Origin of the sequence: Pseudomonas sp. NMI760_13, from assembly GCF_021283245.1 — a bacterium.
GTDB lineage: Bacteria > Pseudomonadota > Gammaproteobacteria > Pseudomonadales > Pseudomonadaceae > Aquipseudomonas > Aquipseudomonas peradeniyensis.
Genome location: NZ_JAJSRC010000046.1, coordinates 1 through 16,695 on the forward strand (window position 1 = coordinate 1; position 16,695 = coordinate 16,695).

15 protein-coding genes are annotated in these 16,695 nt (G+C 64.6%); 13 read left to right on the forward strand and 2 right to left on the reverse strand.

The genetic code is table 11. The annotated features are described in order from the left end of the window. The first annotated feature begins 294 nt into the window (after positions 1–294). A complete protein-coding gene (locus LU671_RS28015; RefSeq protein ID WP_232857704.1) occupies positions 295–1,401 on the forward strand; it encodes an NADH:flavin oxidoreductase/NADH oxidase in 1,107 nt (368 codons plus the stop codon). Position 1,402: 1 nt separating this feature from the next. On the opposite strand, the gene LU671_RS28020 is transcribed toward LU671_RS28015, so the two are convergent. Together LU671_RS28020 and LU671_RS28025 are read right to left on the reverse strand one after the other, a co-directional pair. Further along, entirely contained in the window at positions 1,403–1,735 is a 333-nt protein-coding gene (locus LU671_RS28020) for a type II toxin-antitoxin system HicB family antitoxin (RefSeq protein WP_232857705.1), read from the reverse strand. After that, a complete protein-coding gene (locus LU671_RS28025; protein ID WP_232857706.1) occupies positions 1,732–1,986 on the reverse strand; it encodes a type II toxin-antitoxin system HicA family toxin in 255 nt (84 codons plus the stop codon). The genes LU671_RS28020 and LU671_RS28025 overlap by 4 nt, the downstream gene beginning before the upstream one ends. Positions 1,987–2,241: 255 nt before the next feature. Between LU671_RS28025 and LU671_RS28030 the strand changes: the two genes are divergently transcribed. The 12 genes from LU671_RS28030 to LU671_RS28085 all read left to right on the forward strand — a co-directional run bounded on the left by LU671_RS28030 (position 2,242) and on the right by LU671_RS28085 (position 16,676). Further along, complete coding sequence (locus LU671_RS28030; RefSeq protein ID WP_203651040.1) at positions 2,242–2,925, forward strand: tellurite resistance TerB family protein; 684 nt, start codon at positions 2,242–2,244, stop codon at positions 2,923–2,925. 128 nt (positions 2,926–3,053) lie between these two features. Further along, a complete protein-coding gene (locus LU671_RS28035; RefSeq protein WP_232857707.1) occupies positions 3,054–4,676 on the forward strand; it encodes a methyl-accepting chemotaxis protein in 1,623 nt (540 codons plus the stop codon). Positions 4,677–4,681: 5 nt separating this feature from the next. Continuing rightward, a complete protein-coding gene (locus tag LU671_RS28040; RefSeq protein ID WP_232857708.1) occupies positions 4,682–5,203 on the forward strand; it encodes a chemotaxis protein CheW in 522 nt (173 codons plus the stop codon). Beyond that, complete coding sequence (locus tag LU671_RS28045; protein WP_232857709.1) at positions 5,200–6,453, forward strand: CheR family methyltransferase; 1,254 nt, start codon at positions 5,200–5,202, stop codon at positions 6,451–6,453. Before LU671_RS28040 ends, LU671_RS28045 begins: the two co-directional genes overlap by 4 nt. Further along, on the forward strand, positions 6,450–7,115 hold the full coding sequence (locus LU671_RS28050; RefSeq protein WP_232857710.1) for a chemotaxis protein CheW: 666 nt from the start codon (positions 6,450–6,452) through the stop codon (positions 7,113–7,115). Before LU671_RS28045 ends, LU671_RS28050 begins: the two co-directional genes overlap by 4 nt. Then, on the forward strand, positions 7,112–9,406 hold the full coding sequence (locus LU671_RS28055) for a hybrid sensor histidine kinase/response regulator (protein WP_232857711.1): 2,295 nt from the start codon (positions 7,112–7,114) through the stop codon (positions 9,404–9,406). The genes LU671_RS28050 and LU671_RS28055 overlap by 4 nt, the downstream gene beginning before the upstream one ends. Next, positions 9,403–10,416: a chemotaxis response regulator protein-glutamate methylesterase gene (locus LU671_RS28060; RefSeq protein ID WP_203651051.1), complete on the forward strand. Its 1,014-nt coding sequence runs from the start codon at positions 9,403–9,405 to the stop codon at positions 10,414–10,416. Before LU671_RS28055 ends, LU671_RS28060 begins: the two co-directional genes overlap by 4 nt. Before the next feature lie 51 nt (positions 10,417–10,467). Next, positions 10,468–11,472 (forward strand): response regulator, encoded by a 1,005-nt coding sequence (locus LU671_RS28065; RefSeq protein WP_050704372.1) that lies wholly within the window; start codon positions 10,468–10,470, stop codon positions 11,470–11,472. Positions 11,473–12,509: 1,037 nt separating this feature from the next. Beyond that, a protein-coding gene (gene prfB / locus LU671_RS28070) for a peptide chain release factor 2 (RefSeq protein ID WP_203651053.1) occupies positions 12,510–13,605 on the forward strand; the annotation gives its coding sequence in 2 pieces (ribosomal slippage) (positions 12,510–12,581 and positions 12,583–13,605; 1,095 coding nt in all). A 95-nt stretch (positions 13,606–13,700) separates the two neighbouring features. Continuing rightward, on the forward strand, positions 13,701–15,203 hold the full coding sequence (gene lysS / locus LU671_RS28075) for a lysine--tRNA ligase (protein ID WP_232857712.1): 1,503 nt from the start codon (positions 13,701–13,703) through the stop codon (positions 15,201–15,203). A gap of 190 nt (positions 15,204–15,393) precedes the next feature. Then, on the forward strand, positions 15,394–16,098 hold the full coding sequence (locus tag LU671_RS28080) for a TetR/AcrR family transcriptional regulator (protein WP_062574968.1): 705 nt from the start codon (positions 15,394–15,396) through the stop codon (positions 16,096–16,098). 29 nt (positions 16,099–16,127) lie between these two features. Continuing rightward, on the forward strand, positions 16,128–16,676 hold the full coding sequence (locus LU671_RS28085; protein WP_232857713.1) for a hypothetical protein: 549 nt from the start codon (positions 16,128–16,130) through the stop codon (positions 16,674–16,676). The last annotated feature ends 19 nt before the right edge of the window (positions 16,677–16,695 follow it).

Below are 16,695 nucleotides of genomic sequence, written 5' to 3' on the forward strand. Positions count from 1 at the left end.
TGAATAAACCTGATTACGGACCATAATGTGTCAACCATGTCTGCGCACATGTGTCAGCGATGTGTCCGGTCTCTACAGATCCTTCAAAAAGGGACCCGCCGTAAGGGCGGAAAGGTGACTATGCGTCCCCATCGCCAATGAATGCGCATAAAAAAATCAAAACTATCATCCCCAAACCCAAGCCCCCCAGAACACCCCCCACCCCATGGTCTAGTCTGAAACCTACCGGTACCGGCCCACCCCCAAACCACAAAAGCCGGCCCGGAAACCATTGGAGTCCCTGGGAGGTGCCCCATGAGCCTGCTGCTCGAGCCATACACCCTGCGTCAGCTGACCCTGCCCAACCGCATCGCCGTATCCCCCATGTGCCAGTACTCCGCCGTCGACGGCCTGGCCAACGACTGGCACCTGGTCCACCTCGGCAGCCGCGCGGTCGGTGGCGCGGGTCTGGTGATCAGCGAGGCGGTCGCGGTCACCGCCGACGGACGTATCACCGCCGAGGACCTCGGCTTATGGACCGACGACCAGATCAAACCCCTGCAACGCATCACCCGTTTCATCACCGCCCAGGGTGCCGTCCCCGGTATCCAGCTGGCCCATGCCGGGCGCAAGGCCAGCACCCACAGGCCATGGCTCGGCAAGCAGGGCAGCGTCAAGATCGAGGACGGCGGCTGGCAACCGGTCGGGCCATCGAAGATCGCCTTCGACCCACAGCACACCGCGCCACGTGAACTGACCAAGGACGAGATCCAGGACGTGGTCGGCGCGTTCGTCGCCGCCACCGAGCGGGCCTTGCAGGCCGGCTTCAAGGTGGTCGAGATCCACGCCGCCCATGGCTACCTGCTGCACCAGTTCCTCTCGCCGCTGAGCAACCAGCGCCGCGATGAATACGGCAGCTGCTTCGAAAACCGCATCCGCCTGACCCTGCAGGTTGCCGAGGCGGTACGCAAGGCCTGGCCGCAGGAGCTGCCGCTGTTTGTGCGGGTATCGGCCACCGATTGGGTCGAGGATGGCTGGAACCCGGATGAGACCGTCGAGCTGGCCCGTCGCCTGCGCGCCCTGGGTGTCGACCTGATCGACGTGTCGTCAGGAGGCACCTCGGTCAATGCCGAGATCCCCACCGGCCCCGGCTACCAGACCCGCTTTGCCGAACGGGTACGCAAGGAGTCGGAAATCGCCACCGGCACCGTCGGCATGATCACCGAACCGGCCCAGGCCGAGCATATCCTGCGCACCGGCCAGGCCGATGTGATCTTCCTCGCCCGCGAGCTGCTGCGCGACCCGTACTGGCCATTGCATGCCGACGACGACCTGGGTGGCAACAAGGCGACCTGGCCGGCGCAGTATCAGCGAGCCACCAGCCGGGCCAACCCCATCCACGAGTCGGACCTGCGCGACTGACTCAGCTACAGGCCGCCTGGCTGAGGATGTCGCTGACCCACTGGTTGATGCTCTTCTGCGCCAGCTCGGCCTTGGCCGCCACGCTGGCGTGGAGGGTGGGCTCCAGGCGCAGGCTGAGTTTTCCGGAGTAGGTCTTCTGCGGTTCGCGCCCCAGGCGCTGGCAGGTTTCGAGGTAGTCATCGACAGCTTCCTCGAACGCCTGGCGCAGTTCGCTGATCGATTCGCCATGGAAGCCGATCACATCGCGGATGCCGGCGACATGACCAACCAGCAGTTGGTCTTCGTCGCTGTATTCGATGCGGGCCGAGTAGCCGCGGTAATTCATCACATTCATGGGGTAACTCCTGCCTGCTCCAGGAACTGGCGGGCATCGCGCACCTGATAGGGCTTGGCGTGCCGGTCGGGGTGAGGGCGATGGAAGGTCGCGACCTCGCCATTGAGCTCAAACCGCACGCGTGAACCCCTGCCTTCGATCACCCGGGCATCGAGCGAAACCAGCAGGGACTCAAGGCGCGACCAGTCCAGCGTTCGTGGAACGGGCTTCTTGAAGACGAGTTCGAGTAACGCACGTTGATGATTATTCATGGTATCAGTCTGTGATACCAGTTCCACAAAGCTCAATAGATCAACGGTAGGGCGTCGCAGGGGCAATTCGTGGGAAATGTCGCGCGGTTGTGCGGAAAAACCGCTGCTCCATGGTAACGCTCCCGGCTGGAAGCAACTGGCGAAGCCAACAAACCAAGCTGGGCAACATCCGGATGCAAATGCGTTAAGCGTGGCTTCAGCTTGCCGGCCTACTCTGGAGCCCTACCTACTTTGGATGCTTGCGAGGTCTGCCAGATGAACACCCGTGGTCTGCTCGATCAGCTATTGAAAACCGGTCAATCCATGCTGCAGAACCAACAGGGCAAGGGCACCAGTCACAAGGGCTCCGGTAGCCTCGGCAGCCTGCTGTCCGGTGCCGGTGGTGGCGCATTGGCGGCGGGAGCCATGGGCCTGCTGCTGGGGAACAAGAAGGCGCGCAAGTACGGCGGCAAGGCGCTCACTTACGGCGGATTGGCCGCGCTTGGCGTGCTGGCCTACAAGGCCTATGGCAACTGGCAGGCGCGCCAGGGCGCGGGCAATCACGAGCCGCAGACCCTCGACCGCCTGCCGCCGGCCCAGGCCGAGCAGCATAGCCAGGCCGTGCTTCGGGCGTTGGTGGCAGCGGCCAAGTCCGATGGCCATATCGACGAACGCGAGCGGGCGTTGATCGAGGGCGAGTTCACCCGCCTGGACAGCGACCGCGAGTTGCAGCACTGGCTGCATGCCGAACTGAACAAGCCGCTGGACCCGGCCGAGGTCGCCCGCGCCGCGCAGACCCCGGAAATGGCCGCCGAGATGTACCTGGCCAGTGTGATGATGGTCGATCAGGAGAACTTCATGGAGCGCGCTTATCTCGATGAGCTGGCCCGCCAGCTGCGCCTCGACCCGAACCTGCGCCAGGAGCTGGAGAACCAGGTCAGGCTTGCCGCGGGTCAATGACCCGGCATTTGGCCACCTGAACGGGCACGGACGCCTGAATACCGCCACATTCAGCCGCAATTGAACGGGAAGCCTGGGCTATACTTCGGCGATTTTTCCCGCTCGTATCGAATTCCTGAGGGCTGAATGTGAAGAACTGGACCTTGCGCCAACGGATCCTGGCAAGTTTCGCCGTGATCATCGCCATCATGCTGCTGATGATCGTGGCCGCCTACTCGCGGCTGGTGGCGATCGAGTCCAGCGAGGAAGCCGTGGGGTCCGACAGCATCCCCGGCGTCTACTACAGCTCGATGATCCGCAGTGCCTGGGTCGACAGCTACGTCACCAGCCAGCAACTGGTGGGGCTGTCCAACCACCGCGAGATCACCACGGCCGATCTTGAGTTGTTCAAGGGCTTTGATGATCGCCTCAAGAAACATATGGCCAGCTACCAGGCGACCATCCGCGACGCGGCCGACCAGGCAGCTTTCGATGACTTCACCCGTCTGGAGGAGGAGTACGTCAAGCTCGTCGACCAGGTCCTGGAGACCTACCGCCAGAAGAACTACCCCGAAGCCCAGCGCTTGATCATGGATGTGCTCACGCCAGCCTGGAAGGAAGGGCGCCAGCACCTGAACGAAGTGATCGAGCGTAACCGCGAGTCCGCCGACAAGGCCACCAACGACATCGTCAGCGCGGTCAACACCGCCAAGGGCAGCATGATCGTCTCGTTGCTGCTGGCCATCATCGCCGCTGTTGTCTGCGGCCTGCTGCTCATGCGCGCGATCACCGCACCCATGCTGCGAATCGTCCATGGGTTGGACGGCCTGCGCTCCGGCGATCTGAGCATGCGCCTGAACCTGGACCGCAAGGATGAGTTCGGCGCGATCGAGGGGGGCTTCAACGAGATGGCCGAGTCGCTGGCCAACCTGGTGGCCCAGGCCCAGCGCTCGTCGGTGCAGGTGACCACCTCGGTCACCGAGATCGCCGCCACCTCCAAGCAGCAACAGGCCACCGCCACCGAAACCGCCGCCACCACCACCGAGATTGGCGCCACGTCGCGGGAAATCGCCGCCACCTCGCGGGACCTGGTGCGCACCATGACCGAAGTCACCAGCGCCGCCGACCAGGCTTCGAGCCTCGCTGGCTCCGGCCAGCAGGGCCTGGCACGCATGGAAGAAACCATGCACCAGGTGATGGGCGCCGCCGACCTGGTCAATGCCAAGCTGGCGATCCTCAATGAGAAGGCCAGCAACATCACGCAAATGGTGGTGACCATCGTCAAGGTCGCCGACCAGACCAACCTGCTGTCACTTAACGCCGCCATCGAGGCGGAGAAGGCCGGTGAATACGGTCGCGGTTTCGCCGTGGTCGCCACCGAGGTGCGGCGTCTGGCCGACCAGACCGCCGTGGCCACCTACGACATCGAGCAGATGGTGCGCGAGATCCAGTCGGCGGTGTCGGCCGGGGTGATGGGGATGGACAAGTTCTCCGAGGAAGTGCGCCGCGGCATGTTCGAGGTGCAGCAGGTCGGTGAGCAACTGAGCCAGATCATCCACCAGGTGCAGGCGCTGGCGCCGCGGGTGCTGATGGTCAACGAGGGCATGCAGGCCCAGGCCACTGGCGCCGAGCAGATCAACCAGGCGCTGGCCCAGCTCAGTGATGCCAGCACCCAGACCGTCGAGTCGCTGCGCCAGGCCAGCTTTGCCATAGATGAACTGAGCCAGGTGGCTGCCGGGCTGCGGGGCGGTGTGTCGCGGTTCAAAGTCTGACGAAGATGAACGACATGTCCCCCCGCGAGGCGCGCGCCACCACTGAAAAGGGCGTGCTGTACCTGCAGTTTCGCATCGCCGACCAGCGCTTCGCCCTGGATGTGCGCGAGGTGATCGAGGTCCTGCCGCATCGTGCGCTCAAACCCATAGCCCAGGCCCCGGCCTGGGTGGCCGGCGTGCTTGCCCATCGTGGTGCGCTGGTGCCGGTGATCGACCTGTCGGCGCTCAGTTTCGGCTCGCCGGCCCAATCGCGTAGCAGCACGCGCCTGGTGCTGGTGCATTACCGCGTCGATCCACAGCGCCCGCAGTTGCAGTTGGGGCTGATCCTGGAGCAGGCCACCGATACCCTGCGTTGTGCGCCCGAGGAGTTCCAGCCCTACGGCCTGGACAATGCCGAGGCACGTTACCTCGGGCCGGTGCGCCAGGACGCACGGGGCTTGCTGCAACGCATCGAGGTGGACGACCTGCTGTCGGACGCGGTGCGCGAGTTGCTGTATCCGCTGGAGCCAGGGCAGGTGCAGGCATGATTGAGCAACGTTTCTTTCGCTTCCTGCAGGAGCGCATCGGCCTGGACGTCGAGTCGGTCGGCGCGGCAATGGTCGAGCGTGCCTTGCGCCAGCGCTGCACCCTCGTGCAGGCGGTAAACCTGGACGACTACTGGCTGCGCCTGCAGCAGTCGACCGATGAGCAGCAGGCCCTGATCGAGGCAGTCATCGTTCCGGAAACCTGGTTCTTCCGCTACCCCGAATCCTTCACTGCGTTGGCGGGGCTGGCCCACAAACGCGTGGCTGAACTGGCCGGTGCCCGGCCTCTGCGTATCCTCAGCCTGCCGTGCTCCACCGGCGAGGAGCCGTATTCGATCGCCATGGCGTTGCTCGACGGCGGGCTGAGCCCCGGGGCATTCCGTATCGACGGCATCGACATCAGCCCCAGCTCGGTGGCCAAGGGCGAGCAAGGTGTTTATGGCCGCAATTCCTTCCGCGGCAGTGAGCTGGCCTTCCGCGAGCGGCATTTCACCGCCGTCGACGAGGCCCATCGCCTGGATGCGCGGGTGCGCCAGCAGGTCAGCCTGCAGGTGGGCAACGTGCTCGATCCGGCGCTGCGGGCGCGTGAAGGCCTCTACGATTTCGTGTTCTGTCGTAATCTGCTGATCTATTTCGACGTGCCGACCCAGCAGCGGGTGTTCGAAGTGCTCAAGCACCTGACCCATGCCCAGGGCGTCCTGTTCATCGGCCCGGCCGAGGGTAGCCTGCTGGCGCGCCTGGGCATGCGACCGCTGGGGATCGCCCAGTCATTTGCCTACGTGCGTCAGGATGAAGCGCCGCCGGTCGTCATTGCCAAGCCGGCGCCGGTGGCCCGCCCAGCAGTCGCGCCACCCGTGCCACCGCGGGTCGTTGCGTTGCCGTCACGGAGCGGCAGGACGAGCGCCGCGCCAGTCGCCAGGGCGATGCCTGCCGAGGATGAGGTGCAACTGCTGGCCCGCATCGCCCAGCATGCCAATGCCGGCGACAGCGCCCAGGCCAGGGAAGGCTGCGAGCGCTATCTGCGCAAGTTCGCGCCCAAGGCACAGGTCTATTACTGGCTGGGGTTGCTCAGCGACACCGAGGGCGATGCCGCGCAGGCCATCACCCATTACCGCAAGGCCCTCTATCTCGAACCACAGCATCCAGAGGCGCTCATGCACCTGGCCATGCTGCTGGCCGCGCAGGGCGACGAGGCGGGCGCGCGGCGCCTGCAGGAGCGTGCTGCTCGGGCTGGCCGGGAGTCTGAACGATGAGCGGCGGATACCATATGCAACTGATCGCCCACGATGACGAGCAGATCGATGACTGCTGGAACCGTATCGGGGTGCATGGCGACAAGCAGTGCCCCTTGCTGCCACGGCATGTGCACTGCCGCAACTGCGAGGTCTATGCCGAGGCGGCCACGCGCCTGCTCGACCGTTATGCGCTGATCCAGGATGAACAGCTCGAGGCGCCAGTCGTGCAGGAAGAGGCGATCGGCCGCTCGATGCTGCTGTTCCGCCTGGGCGAGGAATGGTTGGCCCTGGCCACCGCCTGCCTGGCCGAGATCGCCCCGTTGCAGCCGGTGCACTCGTTGCCTCACCAGCGTTCGCGGGTGCTGCAGGGGGTCGCCAATGTGCGCGGTGCACTGGTGCCTTGCTTGTCGCTGGCCGACCTGCTCGGCGTGCCGATCGAGGCGGGCAGTGAGCGCGGCGGGCGGAGCATGCCGCGCATGCTGATCCTGGCGGCCGAAGGCGGGCCGGTGGTGGTGCCGGTGGACGAGATCGACGGTATCCATCGCCTCGACCCGGCGAGCCTGGACAATGGCCGCGATGCGGCGCACTTCACTGCGGCGGTGCTGCAGTGGCGCGGGCGCAGCGTGCGTGTGCTGGATGAACAACACCTGATGTCAGCCGTGAAGCGGAGCCTCTCATGACCCCGGAGCAAATGCGCGATGCGTCGCTGCTCGAGCTGTTCAGCCTGGAGGCCGAGGCCCAGACCCAGGTGCTCAGCGCGGGCCTGATGGCGCTGGAGCGCAACCCCGCGCAACCCGATCAGCTCGAGGCCTGCATGCGTGCGGCGCACTCGCTCAAGGGGGCGGCGCGGATCGTTGGCATCGACGCCGGGGTCAGTGTCGCCCACGTCATGGAAGACTGCCTGGTAGCAGCCCAGGAGGGCCGCCTGCTGCTGCGCCCCGAGCATATCGACGCGCTGCTACAGGGCAGCGACCTGCTGATGCGTATCGCCACGCCGGGCGATCAGGACAGCGAGGCCGCCGTGGCGGTGTTCCTGGCGCAGATGGCGGCCTTGCTCGACCCCTCGGCGCCCCAGCTGGCCAACGCGCAGCCGAGTGCAGCGAGCCTGCCGCCTGTCGTCCAGCCCGCACTGCCGGAGCCCGAGCCCCTGCCGCCACCGGAGCCCGACGTCGAAGCGGAACCGATGCCTGCCCGCAAGGCCGGAAAACGCGGTGGCGAGGGCAGCGAGCGGGTGTTGCGGGTCACCGCCGACCGACTGAACAGCCTGCTGGACCTGTCGAGCAAATCGCTGGTCGAGACCCAGCGCCTGAAACCCTACCTGGCCACCCTGCAGCGCCTGAAGCGCATGCATGGCCAGGGCATGCGGGGGCTCGACGGGCTGAAGGCCCAGTTGGAGGAGAGCGGCCAGGGGCCGGAGGTGCTCGAAGCCCTGGCCCAGACCCAGCAATTGCTGGCCGAGACTCAGCAGATCCTGTTGCAACAGGCCGCTGACCTGGACGAGTTCGGCTGGCAGGCCAGCCAGCGTGCGCAGTTGCTGTACGACACGGCACTGGCCTGTCGCATGCGTCCGTTCGCCGATGTGCTGACCGGGCAAAGCCGGATGGTCCGCGACCTTGGCCGCTCGCTGGACAAGCCCGTACGCCTGCTGATTGAAGGCGAGAAGACTCAGGTCGACCGCGATGTGCTGGAAAAGCTCGAGGCGCCGTTGACCCACCTGCTGCGCAATGCTGTCGATCACGGCATCGAGCTGCCCGAGCAGCGCCTGCTGGCCGGCAAGCCAAGCGAGGGCACGGTACGCCTGCGTGCTTCGCACCAGGCCGGATTGCTGATCCTCGAATTGTCCGATGACGGTGCCGGTATTGATCTGCAGCGTCTGCGCCGCAGTATCGTCGAGCGTGCCCTGTCGCCGGCCGAGACCGTGGCGCAGATGAGCGAGGCCGAGCTGCTGACGTTCCTGTTCCTGCCGGGCTTCAGCCTGCGCGACACGGTCACCGAGGTGTCCGGTCGCGGTGTCGGGCTGGACGCGGTGCAGCACATGGTCCGCGACCTGCGCGGGTCCATCGAGTTGACCCAGGTGGCGGGGCAGGGCTGCTGCTTCCACCTGGAAGTGCCGTTGACCCTGTCGGTGGTGCGCAGCCTGGTGGTCGAGGTGGGCGGCGAGGCTTATGCCTTCCCCTTGGCGCATATCGAGCGCACCGTCGAAGTGCCGGCCGAGGCCATCGTGCAGATCGAAGGCCGTCAGCACTTCTGGCACGAAGGGCGGCATATCGGCCTGGTGGCCGCCAGCCAGTTGCTCAACCGACCGGCGGCCCAGGGCGATGAACAGAGCCTTCGGGTAGTGGTGATCCGCGAGCGCGATCAGCTCTATGGAGTGGCGGTCGAGCGGCTGATCGGCGAACGGGTGCTGGTGGTGATGCCGCTGGACGCGCGCCTGGGCAAGGTCCAGGACATTTCCGCCGGCGCCCTGCTCGATGATGGCTCGGTAGTGCTGATTGTCGATGTCGAGGACCTGCTGCGCTCGGTGGACAAACTGCTCAGCACCGGCCGTCTGGAGCGTATCGAACGGGGCGGACGGGGCGGCAAGGGCGTGGCACGCAAGCGCATCCTGGTGGTCGACGACTCGCTCACGGTACGCGAGCTGCAGCGCAAGCTGCTGGGCAACCGCGGCTATGACGTGGCGGTGGCTGTCGATGGCATGGACGGCTGGAACGCCCTGCGCAGCGATGATTTCGACCTGCTGATCACCGACATCGACATGCCGCGCATGGACGGTATCGAGTTGGTCACCTTGGTAAGGCGCGACAATCGCCTGCAATCGCTGCCGGTGATGGTGGTGTCCTACAAGGATCGTGAAGAAGACCGGCGTCGTGGACTGGATGCCGGCGCCGACTATTATTTGGCCAAGGCCAGCTTCCATGACGATGCGTTGCTGGAGGCGGTCGTGGAGCTGATCGGAGGTGCCCAGGGATGAGAATCGCCATCGTCAACGACATGCCCATGGCCGTGGAGGCCCTGCGCCGTGCGTTGGCCTTCGAGCCCGCGCATCAGGTGATCTGGGTGGCGGGCAATGGCGCCGAGGCGGTGCGCCTGTGCGCCGAGCAGACCCCGGACCTGATCCTCATGGACCTGATCATGCCGGTGATGGACGGTGTCGAGGCCACCCGGCGGATCATGGCCGAGACTCCCTGCGCCATCGTCATCGTCACGGTGGACCGCAAGCAGAATGTGCACCGGGTGTTCGAGGCCATGGGCCATGGCGCCCTGGATGTGGTCGACACACCGGCGCTGGGCGCGGGCGACGCCCGGGAGGCGGCCGCGCCGCTGTTGCGCAAGATCCTCAACATCGGCTGGCTGATCGGGCAGCAGCGTCCCAGCGCTGCCCGGGCGGTGGCCGCGCCGCTGCGCGAGGCGTCGCAGCGGCGAGCACTGGTGGCCATCGGTTCTTCGGCGGGAGGGCCGGCGGCGTTGGAAGTGCTGCTCAAGGGCCTGCCGCGCACTTTCCCGGCGGCCATCGTGCTGGTCCAGCATGTCGACCAGGTGTTCGCCGCCGGCATGGCCGAATGGCTCAGCACCGCGTCCGGCCTGCCGGTGCGCCTGGCCCGCGAGGGTGAGCCTCCGCAGCCGGGGCAGGTGCTGCTGGCCGGCACCAATCACCATATCCGCCTGCTGAGGAATGGCGAGCTGGCCTACACTGCCGAGCCCGTCAACGAAATCTACCGGCCCTCGATCGACGTGTTCTTCGAGAGCGTGGCGCGCTACTGGTCTGGCGATGCGGTGGGCGTGCTGCTTACCGGGATGGGACGCGATGGCGCCCAGGGCCTGAAACTGATGCGCCAGCAGGGCTTCCTGACCATCGCCCAGGACCAGCAGAGCAGCGCGGTATACGGCATGCCCAAGGCTGCCGCGGCGATCGACGCGGCGGTGGAAATCCGTCCGCTGGAGCGAATTGCCGGGCGACTGATGGAAATCTTTTCGAAATGACGATATGTATTGAGGCGCGCCGCGTGGCCGGCGGTCAACGGGTGACTACGGATGAATGATCTACCGATCGAAGGTTTCACGACCATCAACGAAAGCGCGGCGATGGTCCTGCTGGTCGACGATCAGGCGATGATCGGCGAAGCCGTGCGCCGTGGTCTGGCCCACGAAGAGAACATCGACTTCCACTTCTGCGCCGACCCGCACCAGGCGGTGGCCCAGGCCATGCGCATCAAGCCCACGGTGATCCTTCAGGACCTGATCATGCCGGGTCTCGACGGCCTGACCCTGGTGCGCGAGTACCGCAACAACCCGGCCACCCAGGACATCCCGATCATCGTCCTGTCGACCAAGGAGGACCCGCTGGTCAAGAGCGCGGCCTTCGCCGCCGGGGCCAACGACTACCTGGTGAAGCTGCCGGACACCATCGAGCTGGTGGCGCGTATCCGCTATCACTCGCGCTCGTACCTGACGTTGTTGCAGCGTGACGAGGCTTATCGCGCCCTGCGGGTGAGCCAGCAGCAGTTGCTCGACACCAATCTGATGCTGCAGCGGTTGATGAACTCGGACGGTCTCACCGGGCTGTCCAACCGCCGTCACTTCGACGAGTACCTGGAGCTTGAGTGGCGCCGGGCTATTCGTGAGCAGCAGCAGTTGTCGTTGCTGATGGTCGATGTCGATTACTTCAAGGCGTTCAACGACAGTTTCGGCCACCTGGCCGGTGACGAGGCCCTGCGGCAGGTGGCCGAGGCCATACGTGGCTGCTGTTCGCGGCCGACCGACCTGCCGGCGCGATACGGCGGCGAGGAGTTCGCCCTGGTGCTGCCCAACACTTCGCCTGGTGGTGCGCGGCTGGTGGCGGAAAAGCTGCGCCAGACCATCATGGGCCTGAAGATCGCCCACACCGTGCCTGAGGCGGCCTCGCACCTGACTGTAAGTATCGGTCTGGCGACCTTGACGCCGAGTGTCGGCAGTCATTGCCGGCAACTGATTTCGGCGGCGGACAAGGGGTTGTATCTGGCCAAGAACAGCGGGCGTAATCAAGTCGGGATTGCCTAAGTGAGTTCCCGCGGGGTGTTAGTGTTTTCAGAACTTACTAACCCTGCGGGACCGGCTTGTCGGCAGAGGCCATAAATTACAATTGCTGGCTAAAACCTAAACTCCAATTTCTTCGCTCTTCGCTCTTCGCTCTTCGCTCTTGCTTCTAAGTGCGCGGTAGATCAGGCAACACCAATTGCGACTTCAGGAGGCCGAGCGGAGTTCTTGCGAAGGGAGGTGACGGGCATGGATGCCCGTCAAGCGCTGCGCCCCAGGATGGGGCGTTCAGCGCGGTCCTCCCGGGAGCAAGAACGGAGCGAGGGAACCCCGGAGCGAAGCGTAGGGGCCGGATGAATGGAGCGAGGATTTTTTGGTTCCTTTTTGATCCTTCAAAAAGGGACCCGCCGTAAGGGCGGAAAGGTGACTTTGTGTCACCATCGCAAATGAATGCGCCTATAACTTTCAAAACTCATGCTTTAAAAGTCAAAGTCAAAGTCAAAGTCAAAGTCAAAGTCAAAGTCAAAGTCAAAGTCAAAGTCAAAGTCAAAGTCAAAGTCGGTCGGTGCTGGTTTTAATAGTTGTAAGTGCATTCATTTTCGATGTCGACGCATAGTCACCTTTTCGCCCTTACGGCGAGTTCCTTTTTGAAGGATCAAAAAGGAACCAAAAAATCCTCGCTCCATTCATCCGGCCCTCCGCTTCGCTACGGGTTCCCTCACTCCGGCCTTGCTCCCGGGAGGACCGCGCTGCAGGGCCCATCCTGCGCCCCAGCGCTTGACGGGCATCCATGCCCGTCACCTCCCTCCGCAAGGCCTGCGTTCGGCCTCCTGAAGTCGCGAAGGTACGGGCGGCGCCTGGGATGACGCAGCTGTCGCTAGCGGGTTATGGGGCTAGACTCCTGATCGGCAACGGCAACGGCAACGGCAACGGCAACGGCAACGCCGGAAATAGGGCGTAATGGGGTTTGCGCCCAGACCGCCCGGCGGGTCTGCCGCCAGCCCCCAGACTCGGTTATACTCGCGGGCTTTTCACCGAATTCGCACGAGAGCTGCCCGCCCATGGAAATCCAACCGATCCTGAACACCATCAAGGACCTCACCGAGCGTTCCCAGTCTATTCGGGGGTATCTTTGACTACGATCACAAACATGATCGTCTGGTCGAAGTAAACCGCGAGCTGGAAGACGCCGCCGTCTGGAACAAGCCCGAATACGCCCAGGCCCTGGGCCGCGAGCGCGCCATGCTGGCGCAGGTGGTCGAAACCCTCGACAAACTGTCCAATGGCCTTGGCGACTGCAAGGACCTGCTCGACATGGCCGTCGAAGAAGGTGACGAAGGCGCCGTCAGCGATGTCGTGACCGAGCTGCAAGGGCTGGAGGAATCCCTCGCCCTGCTCGAGTTCCGTCGCATGTTCAGCGGCGAGATGGACCCGAACAACGCCTACCTGGACATCCAGGCCGGCTCCGGCGGCACCGAGGCCCAGGACTGGGCCAACATCCTGCTGCGCATGTACCTGCGTTGGGCCGACAAGCGTGGCTTCGACGCCACCATCATCGAACTGTCCGAGGGCGAAGTCGCCGGCATCAAGGGCGCCACCGTGCACATCAAGGGCGAGTACGCCTTCGGCTGGCTGCGCACCGAGATCGGCGTGCACCGCCTGGTGCGCAAGAGCCCGTTCGACTCCGGGGCCCGTCGCCACACCTCGTTCTCGGCGGTGTTCGTCTCGCCCGAGATCGACGACAAAGTCGAGATCGAGATCAACCCGTCCGACCTGCGCATCGACACCTACCGCTCCTCGGGCGCCGGTGGTCAGCACGTCAACACCACCGACTCGGCCGTACGTATCACCCACGTACCGACCAACACCGTGGTGGCCTGCCAGAACGAACGTTCGCAGCACGCCAACAAGGATACCGCCATGAAAATGCTGCGGGCCAAGTTGTACGAGCTGGAAATGCAAAAGCGCAACGCCGCCTCGCAAGCCCTGGAAGACAGCAAGTCGGACATCGGCTGGGGCCACCAGATCCGCTCCTACGTACTGGATGACTCGCGCATCAAGGACCTGCGTACCGGCGTCGAGCGCAGCGACTGCAACAAGGTGCTCGACGGTGATATCGACGAATACCTGGAAGCGAGCCTCAAGCAGGGCCTGTAACCCGTACACCACCGCCGCGATACCAGGCCCGACGGGCCGGTATCGCCTGCCCTGCCCGACAGGGGCAACGAACACCTGATGGAAAGAATGACGACATGAGCGACCTCAAGACCGAAGCGCAAGACCTGCAACAGGAAGAAAACGCCCTGATCGCCCTGCGCAAGGAAAAACTTGCCGCCGAGCGCGCCAAGGGCAATGCCTTCCCCAACGACTTCCGCCGCGACAGCTACTGCAACGATCTGCAGAAGCAGTACGCGGACAAGACCAAGGAAGAGCTGGAAGCAGCCGGCATTCCGGTCAAGGTCGCCGGTCGCATCATGCTCAACCGTGGCTCGTTCATGGTCATCCAGGACATGACCGGTCGCATCCAGGTCTACGTCAACCGCAAGACCCTGCCAGAAGAAACCCTGGCTGCGGTCAAGACCTGGGACCTGGGCGACATCATCAGCGCCGAAGGCACCCTGGCCCGTTCCGGCAAGGGCGACCTGTACGTCGAGATGACCAACGTGCGCCTGCTGACCAAGTCGCTGCGCCCGCTGCCGGACAAGCACCACGGCCTGACCGACACCGAGCAGCGCTACCGCCAGCGCTACGTCGACCTGATGGTCAACGAGGAAACCCGCCACACCTTCCGTGTGCGTTCGCAGGTGATCTCGCACATCCGCAAGTTCCTCATCGAGCGCGACTTCCTCGAAGTCGAAACCCCGATGCTGCAGACCATCCCAGGCGGCGCCGCGGCCAAGCCGTTCGAAACCCACCACAACGCCCTGGACATGGCCATGTTCCTGCGCATTGCGCCGGAGCTGTACCTCAAGCGCCTGGTGGTCGGTGGCTTCGAGAAGGTGTTCGAGATCAACCGCAACTTCCGTAACGAAGGCGTTTCGACTCGTCACAACCCAGAATTCACCATGCTCGAGTTCTACCAGGCCTACGCCGACTACCGCGACAACATGGACCTCACCGAGGAACTGTTCCGCGAGCTGGCGCAGCTGGTACTGGGCAGCACCGACGTGCCGTACGGCGACAAGGTGTTCCACTTCGGCGAGCCGTTCGTGCGCCTGTCGGTGTTCGACTCGATCCTCAAGTACAACCCGCAGCTCACCGCCGCCGACCTGCAGGACGTCGACCGTGCTCGCGAGATCGCCAAGAAAGCCGGCGCCAAGGTGCTCGGCCACGAAGGCCTGGGCAAGCTGCAGGTGATGATTTTCGAAGAGCTGGTCGAGCACAAGCTGGAACAGCCGCACTTCATCACCGAGTACCCGTTCGAAGTCTCGCCGCTGGCCCGTCGCAACGACGACAACCCGGCCGTGACCGACCGCTTCGAGCTGTTCATCGGTGGCCGCGAGATCGCCAACGCCTACTCCGAGCTCAACGATGCCGAAGACCAGGCCGAGCGCTTCCTGGCCCAGGTGGCCGAGAAGGACGCCGGTGACGATGAGGCCATGCACTACGACGCCGACTTCGTCCGCGCCCTGGAATACGGCATGCCGCCGACCGCCGGTGAAGGCATCGGCATCGACCGTCTGGTGATGCTGCTGACCAACTCGCCGTCGATCCGCGACGTGATCCTGTTCCCGCACATGCGCCCACAGGCCTGAGCGATCTGAACAAGCCGCCTTTCGAGGCGGCTTTTTCATGCCTGAAGCTTTATGTTGTTTGTGCTGGCCTCTTCGCGGGTAAATCCGCTCCCACAGGGGAGTCGCACTTAACCTGTGGGAGCGGGTTTACCCGCGAAGAGGCCGGCACCGGCAACCCACTGTTCATGAGGTACCTCCAGTGACCCCCGCAATGCCCCACCAGGGCGCCGCCGGCATCGCCACCGCCGTCGCCGAGAGCGTGCAGTACCAGGGCCGCAAGACCGCCCGCCAGGGCAGCGAACAGCGCCGCCAGCAGATCCTCGACGCTGCCATGCGCATCGTCGTGCGCGATGGCGTGCGCGGCGTGCGCCACCGCGCCGTGGCCGCCGAGGCCGCTGTACCGCTGTCGGCCACCACCTACTACTTCAAGGACATCCAGGACCTGCTGGCCGATACCTTCGCCCAGTACGTCGAACGCAGCGCGGCCTACATGGCCAAGCTGTGGACCAACACCGAAGGCGTGCTGCGCCAGTTGCTGGCCCAGGGCGACGGCACCCCCGAGGCCCGGGCGCACCTGGCCGATGAAGTGGCGCGCATGCTGGCAGACTACGTCCTGCGCCAACTGAACAACCGCCGCGATTTCCTCATGGCCGAGCAAGCCTTTCGCCAGGAGGCGCTGCTGTGCCCACGCCTGGCCGAACTGGTGCAGGCCCACGAGCAGATCCTGCTGCATGGCGCGCGGCAGATCCTGCAGGTGGTTGGCTCGCGCCAGCCCGAGCAGGATGCCCAGATGTTGACGGCGATAATCGAGCAGATGGAATATCAGGGCCTGCTCAAGGATGCGAATGCGCAGGCCGATGAGCAGATGCTCGCTATCCTTGTCCGATACCTGCAGATGGTGCTGGCCTCGGCCTGAGTGGCGAACGACTTTTCAAGGAGAACCTGATGAAAGCCTGGCGTGTGGTGTTGTTGACCTTGTCATTCCTCCTGCTGGGCGGTTGTCTGGTGACGTTTGACGAGCCGCTGCCGGCCAACCAGCCGGCGCCTAAGGCCCTGCTCGGGCAGTGGAGCAGCAAGGATGCCTGGGGCCAGCCGCTGAAGCTGAGCATCAGCCGCGCCGGCGGCAACACCTACAAGGCGGTGGCCCGCGCCCAGGGCAAGGCGCCCGAGGAGTACGCGTTCACCGTGGCCCGGCACGGCAACCGCTGGTACCTGTCGGCCGGCGTGCCCAAGCGCCTGGGCGGCAACTTCCTGATCGGTGGCTTCGAGGTGATCGACGGCAAGCAGCTGGTGGTCTACAACCTCGATGTCGAGCAGGTGCAGCAGGCCGTCGCAAAGAAAGAACTGAGCGGGCGCAATACCGAAGTGCCGGAAGATAACGGCGAGGGCGTGCTGATCGACAGTCCGACCGAGCGGGTGCTGGCGTACCTGGACGATCCCGCCAACTCCGATCTGTTCGTCGAGGTGGCGCGCTTCCAGCGTGTTGGCAAATAGTGGCGACAGTGTGTGCCTT

Bases quoted from the DNA above. Each gene is read 5' to 3' on its own strand.
- LU671_RS28015 (WP_232857704.1), top strand. From the start codon at position 295: ATGAGCCTGCTGCTCGAGCCATACACCCTGCGTCAGCTGACCCTGCCC.
- LU671_RS28020 (WP_232857705.1), bottom strand. From the start codon at position 1,735: ATGAATGTGATGAATTACCGCGGCTACTCGGCCCGCATCGAATACAGC.
- LU671_RS28025 (WP_232857706.1), bottom strand. From the start codon at position 1,986: ATGAATAATCATCAACGTGCGTTACTCGAACTCGTCTTCAAGAAGCCC.
- LU671_RS28030 (WP_203651040.1), top strand. From the start codon at position 2,242: ATGAACACCCGTGGTCTGCTCGATCAGCTATTGAAAACCGGTCAATCC.
- LU671_RS28040 (WP_232857708.1), top strand. From the start codon at position 4,682: ATGAACGACATGTCCCCCCGCGAGGCGCGCGCCACCACTGAAAAGGGC.
- LU671_RS28045 (WP_232857709.1), top strand. From the start codon at position 5,200: ATGATTGAGCAACGTTTCTTTCGCTTCCTGCAGGAGCGCATCGGCCTG.
- LU671_RS28050 (WP_232857710.1), top strand. From the start codon at position 6,450: ATGAGCGGCGGATACCATATGCAACTGATCGCCCACGATGACGAGCAG.
- LU671_RS28055 (WP_232857711.1), top strand. From the start codon at position 7,112: ATGACCCCGGAGCAAATGCGCGATGCGTCGCTGCTCGAGCTGTTCAGC.
- LU671_RS28060 (WP_203651051.1), top strand. From the start codon at position 9,403: ATGAGAATCGCCATCGTCAACGACATGCCCATGGCCGTGGAGGCCCTG.
- LU671_RS28065 (WP_050704372.1), top strand. From the start codon at position 10,468: ATGAATGATCTACCGATCGAAGGTTTCACGACCATCAACGAAAGCGCG.
- lysS (WP_232857712.1), top strand. From the start codon at position 13,701: ATGAGCGACCTCAAGACCGAAGCGCAAGACCTGCAACAGGAAGAAAAC.
- LU671_RS28080 (WP_062574968.1), top strand. From the start codon at position 15,394: ATGCCCCACCAGGGCGCCGCCGGCATCGCCACCGCCGTCGCCGAGAGC.
- LU671_RS28085 (WP_232857713.1), top strand. From the start codon at position 16,128: ATGAAAGCCTGGCGTGTGGTGTTGTTGACCTTGTCATTCCTCCTGCTG.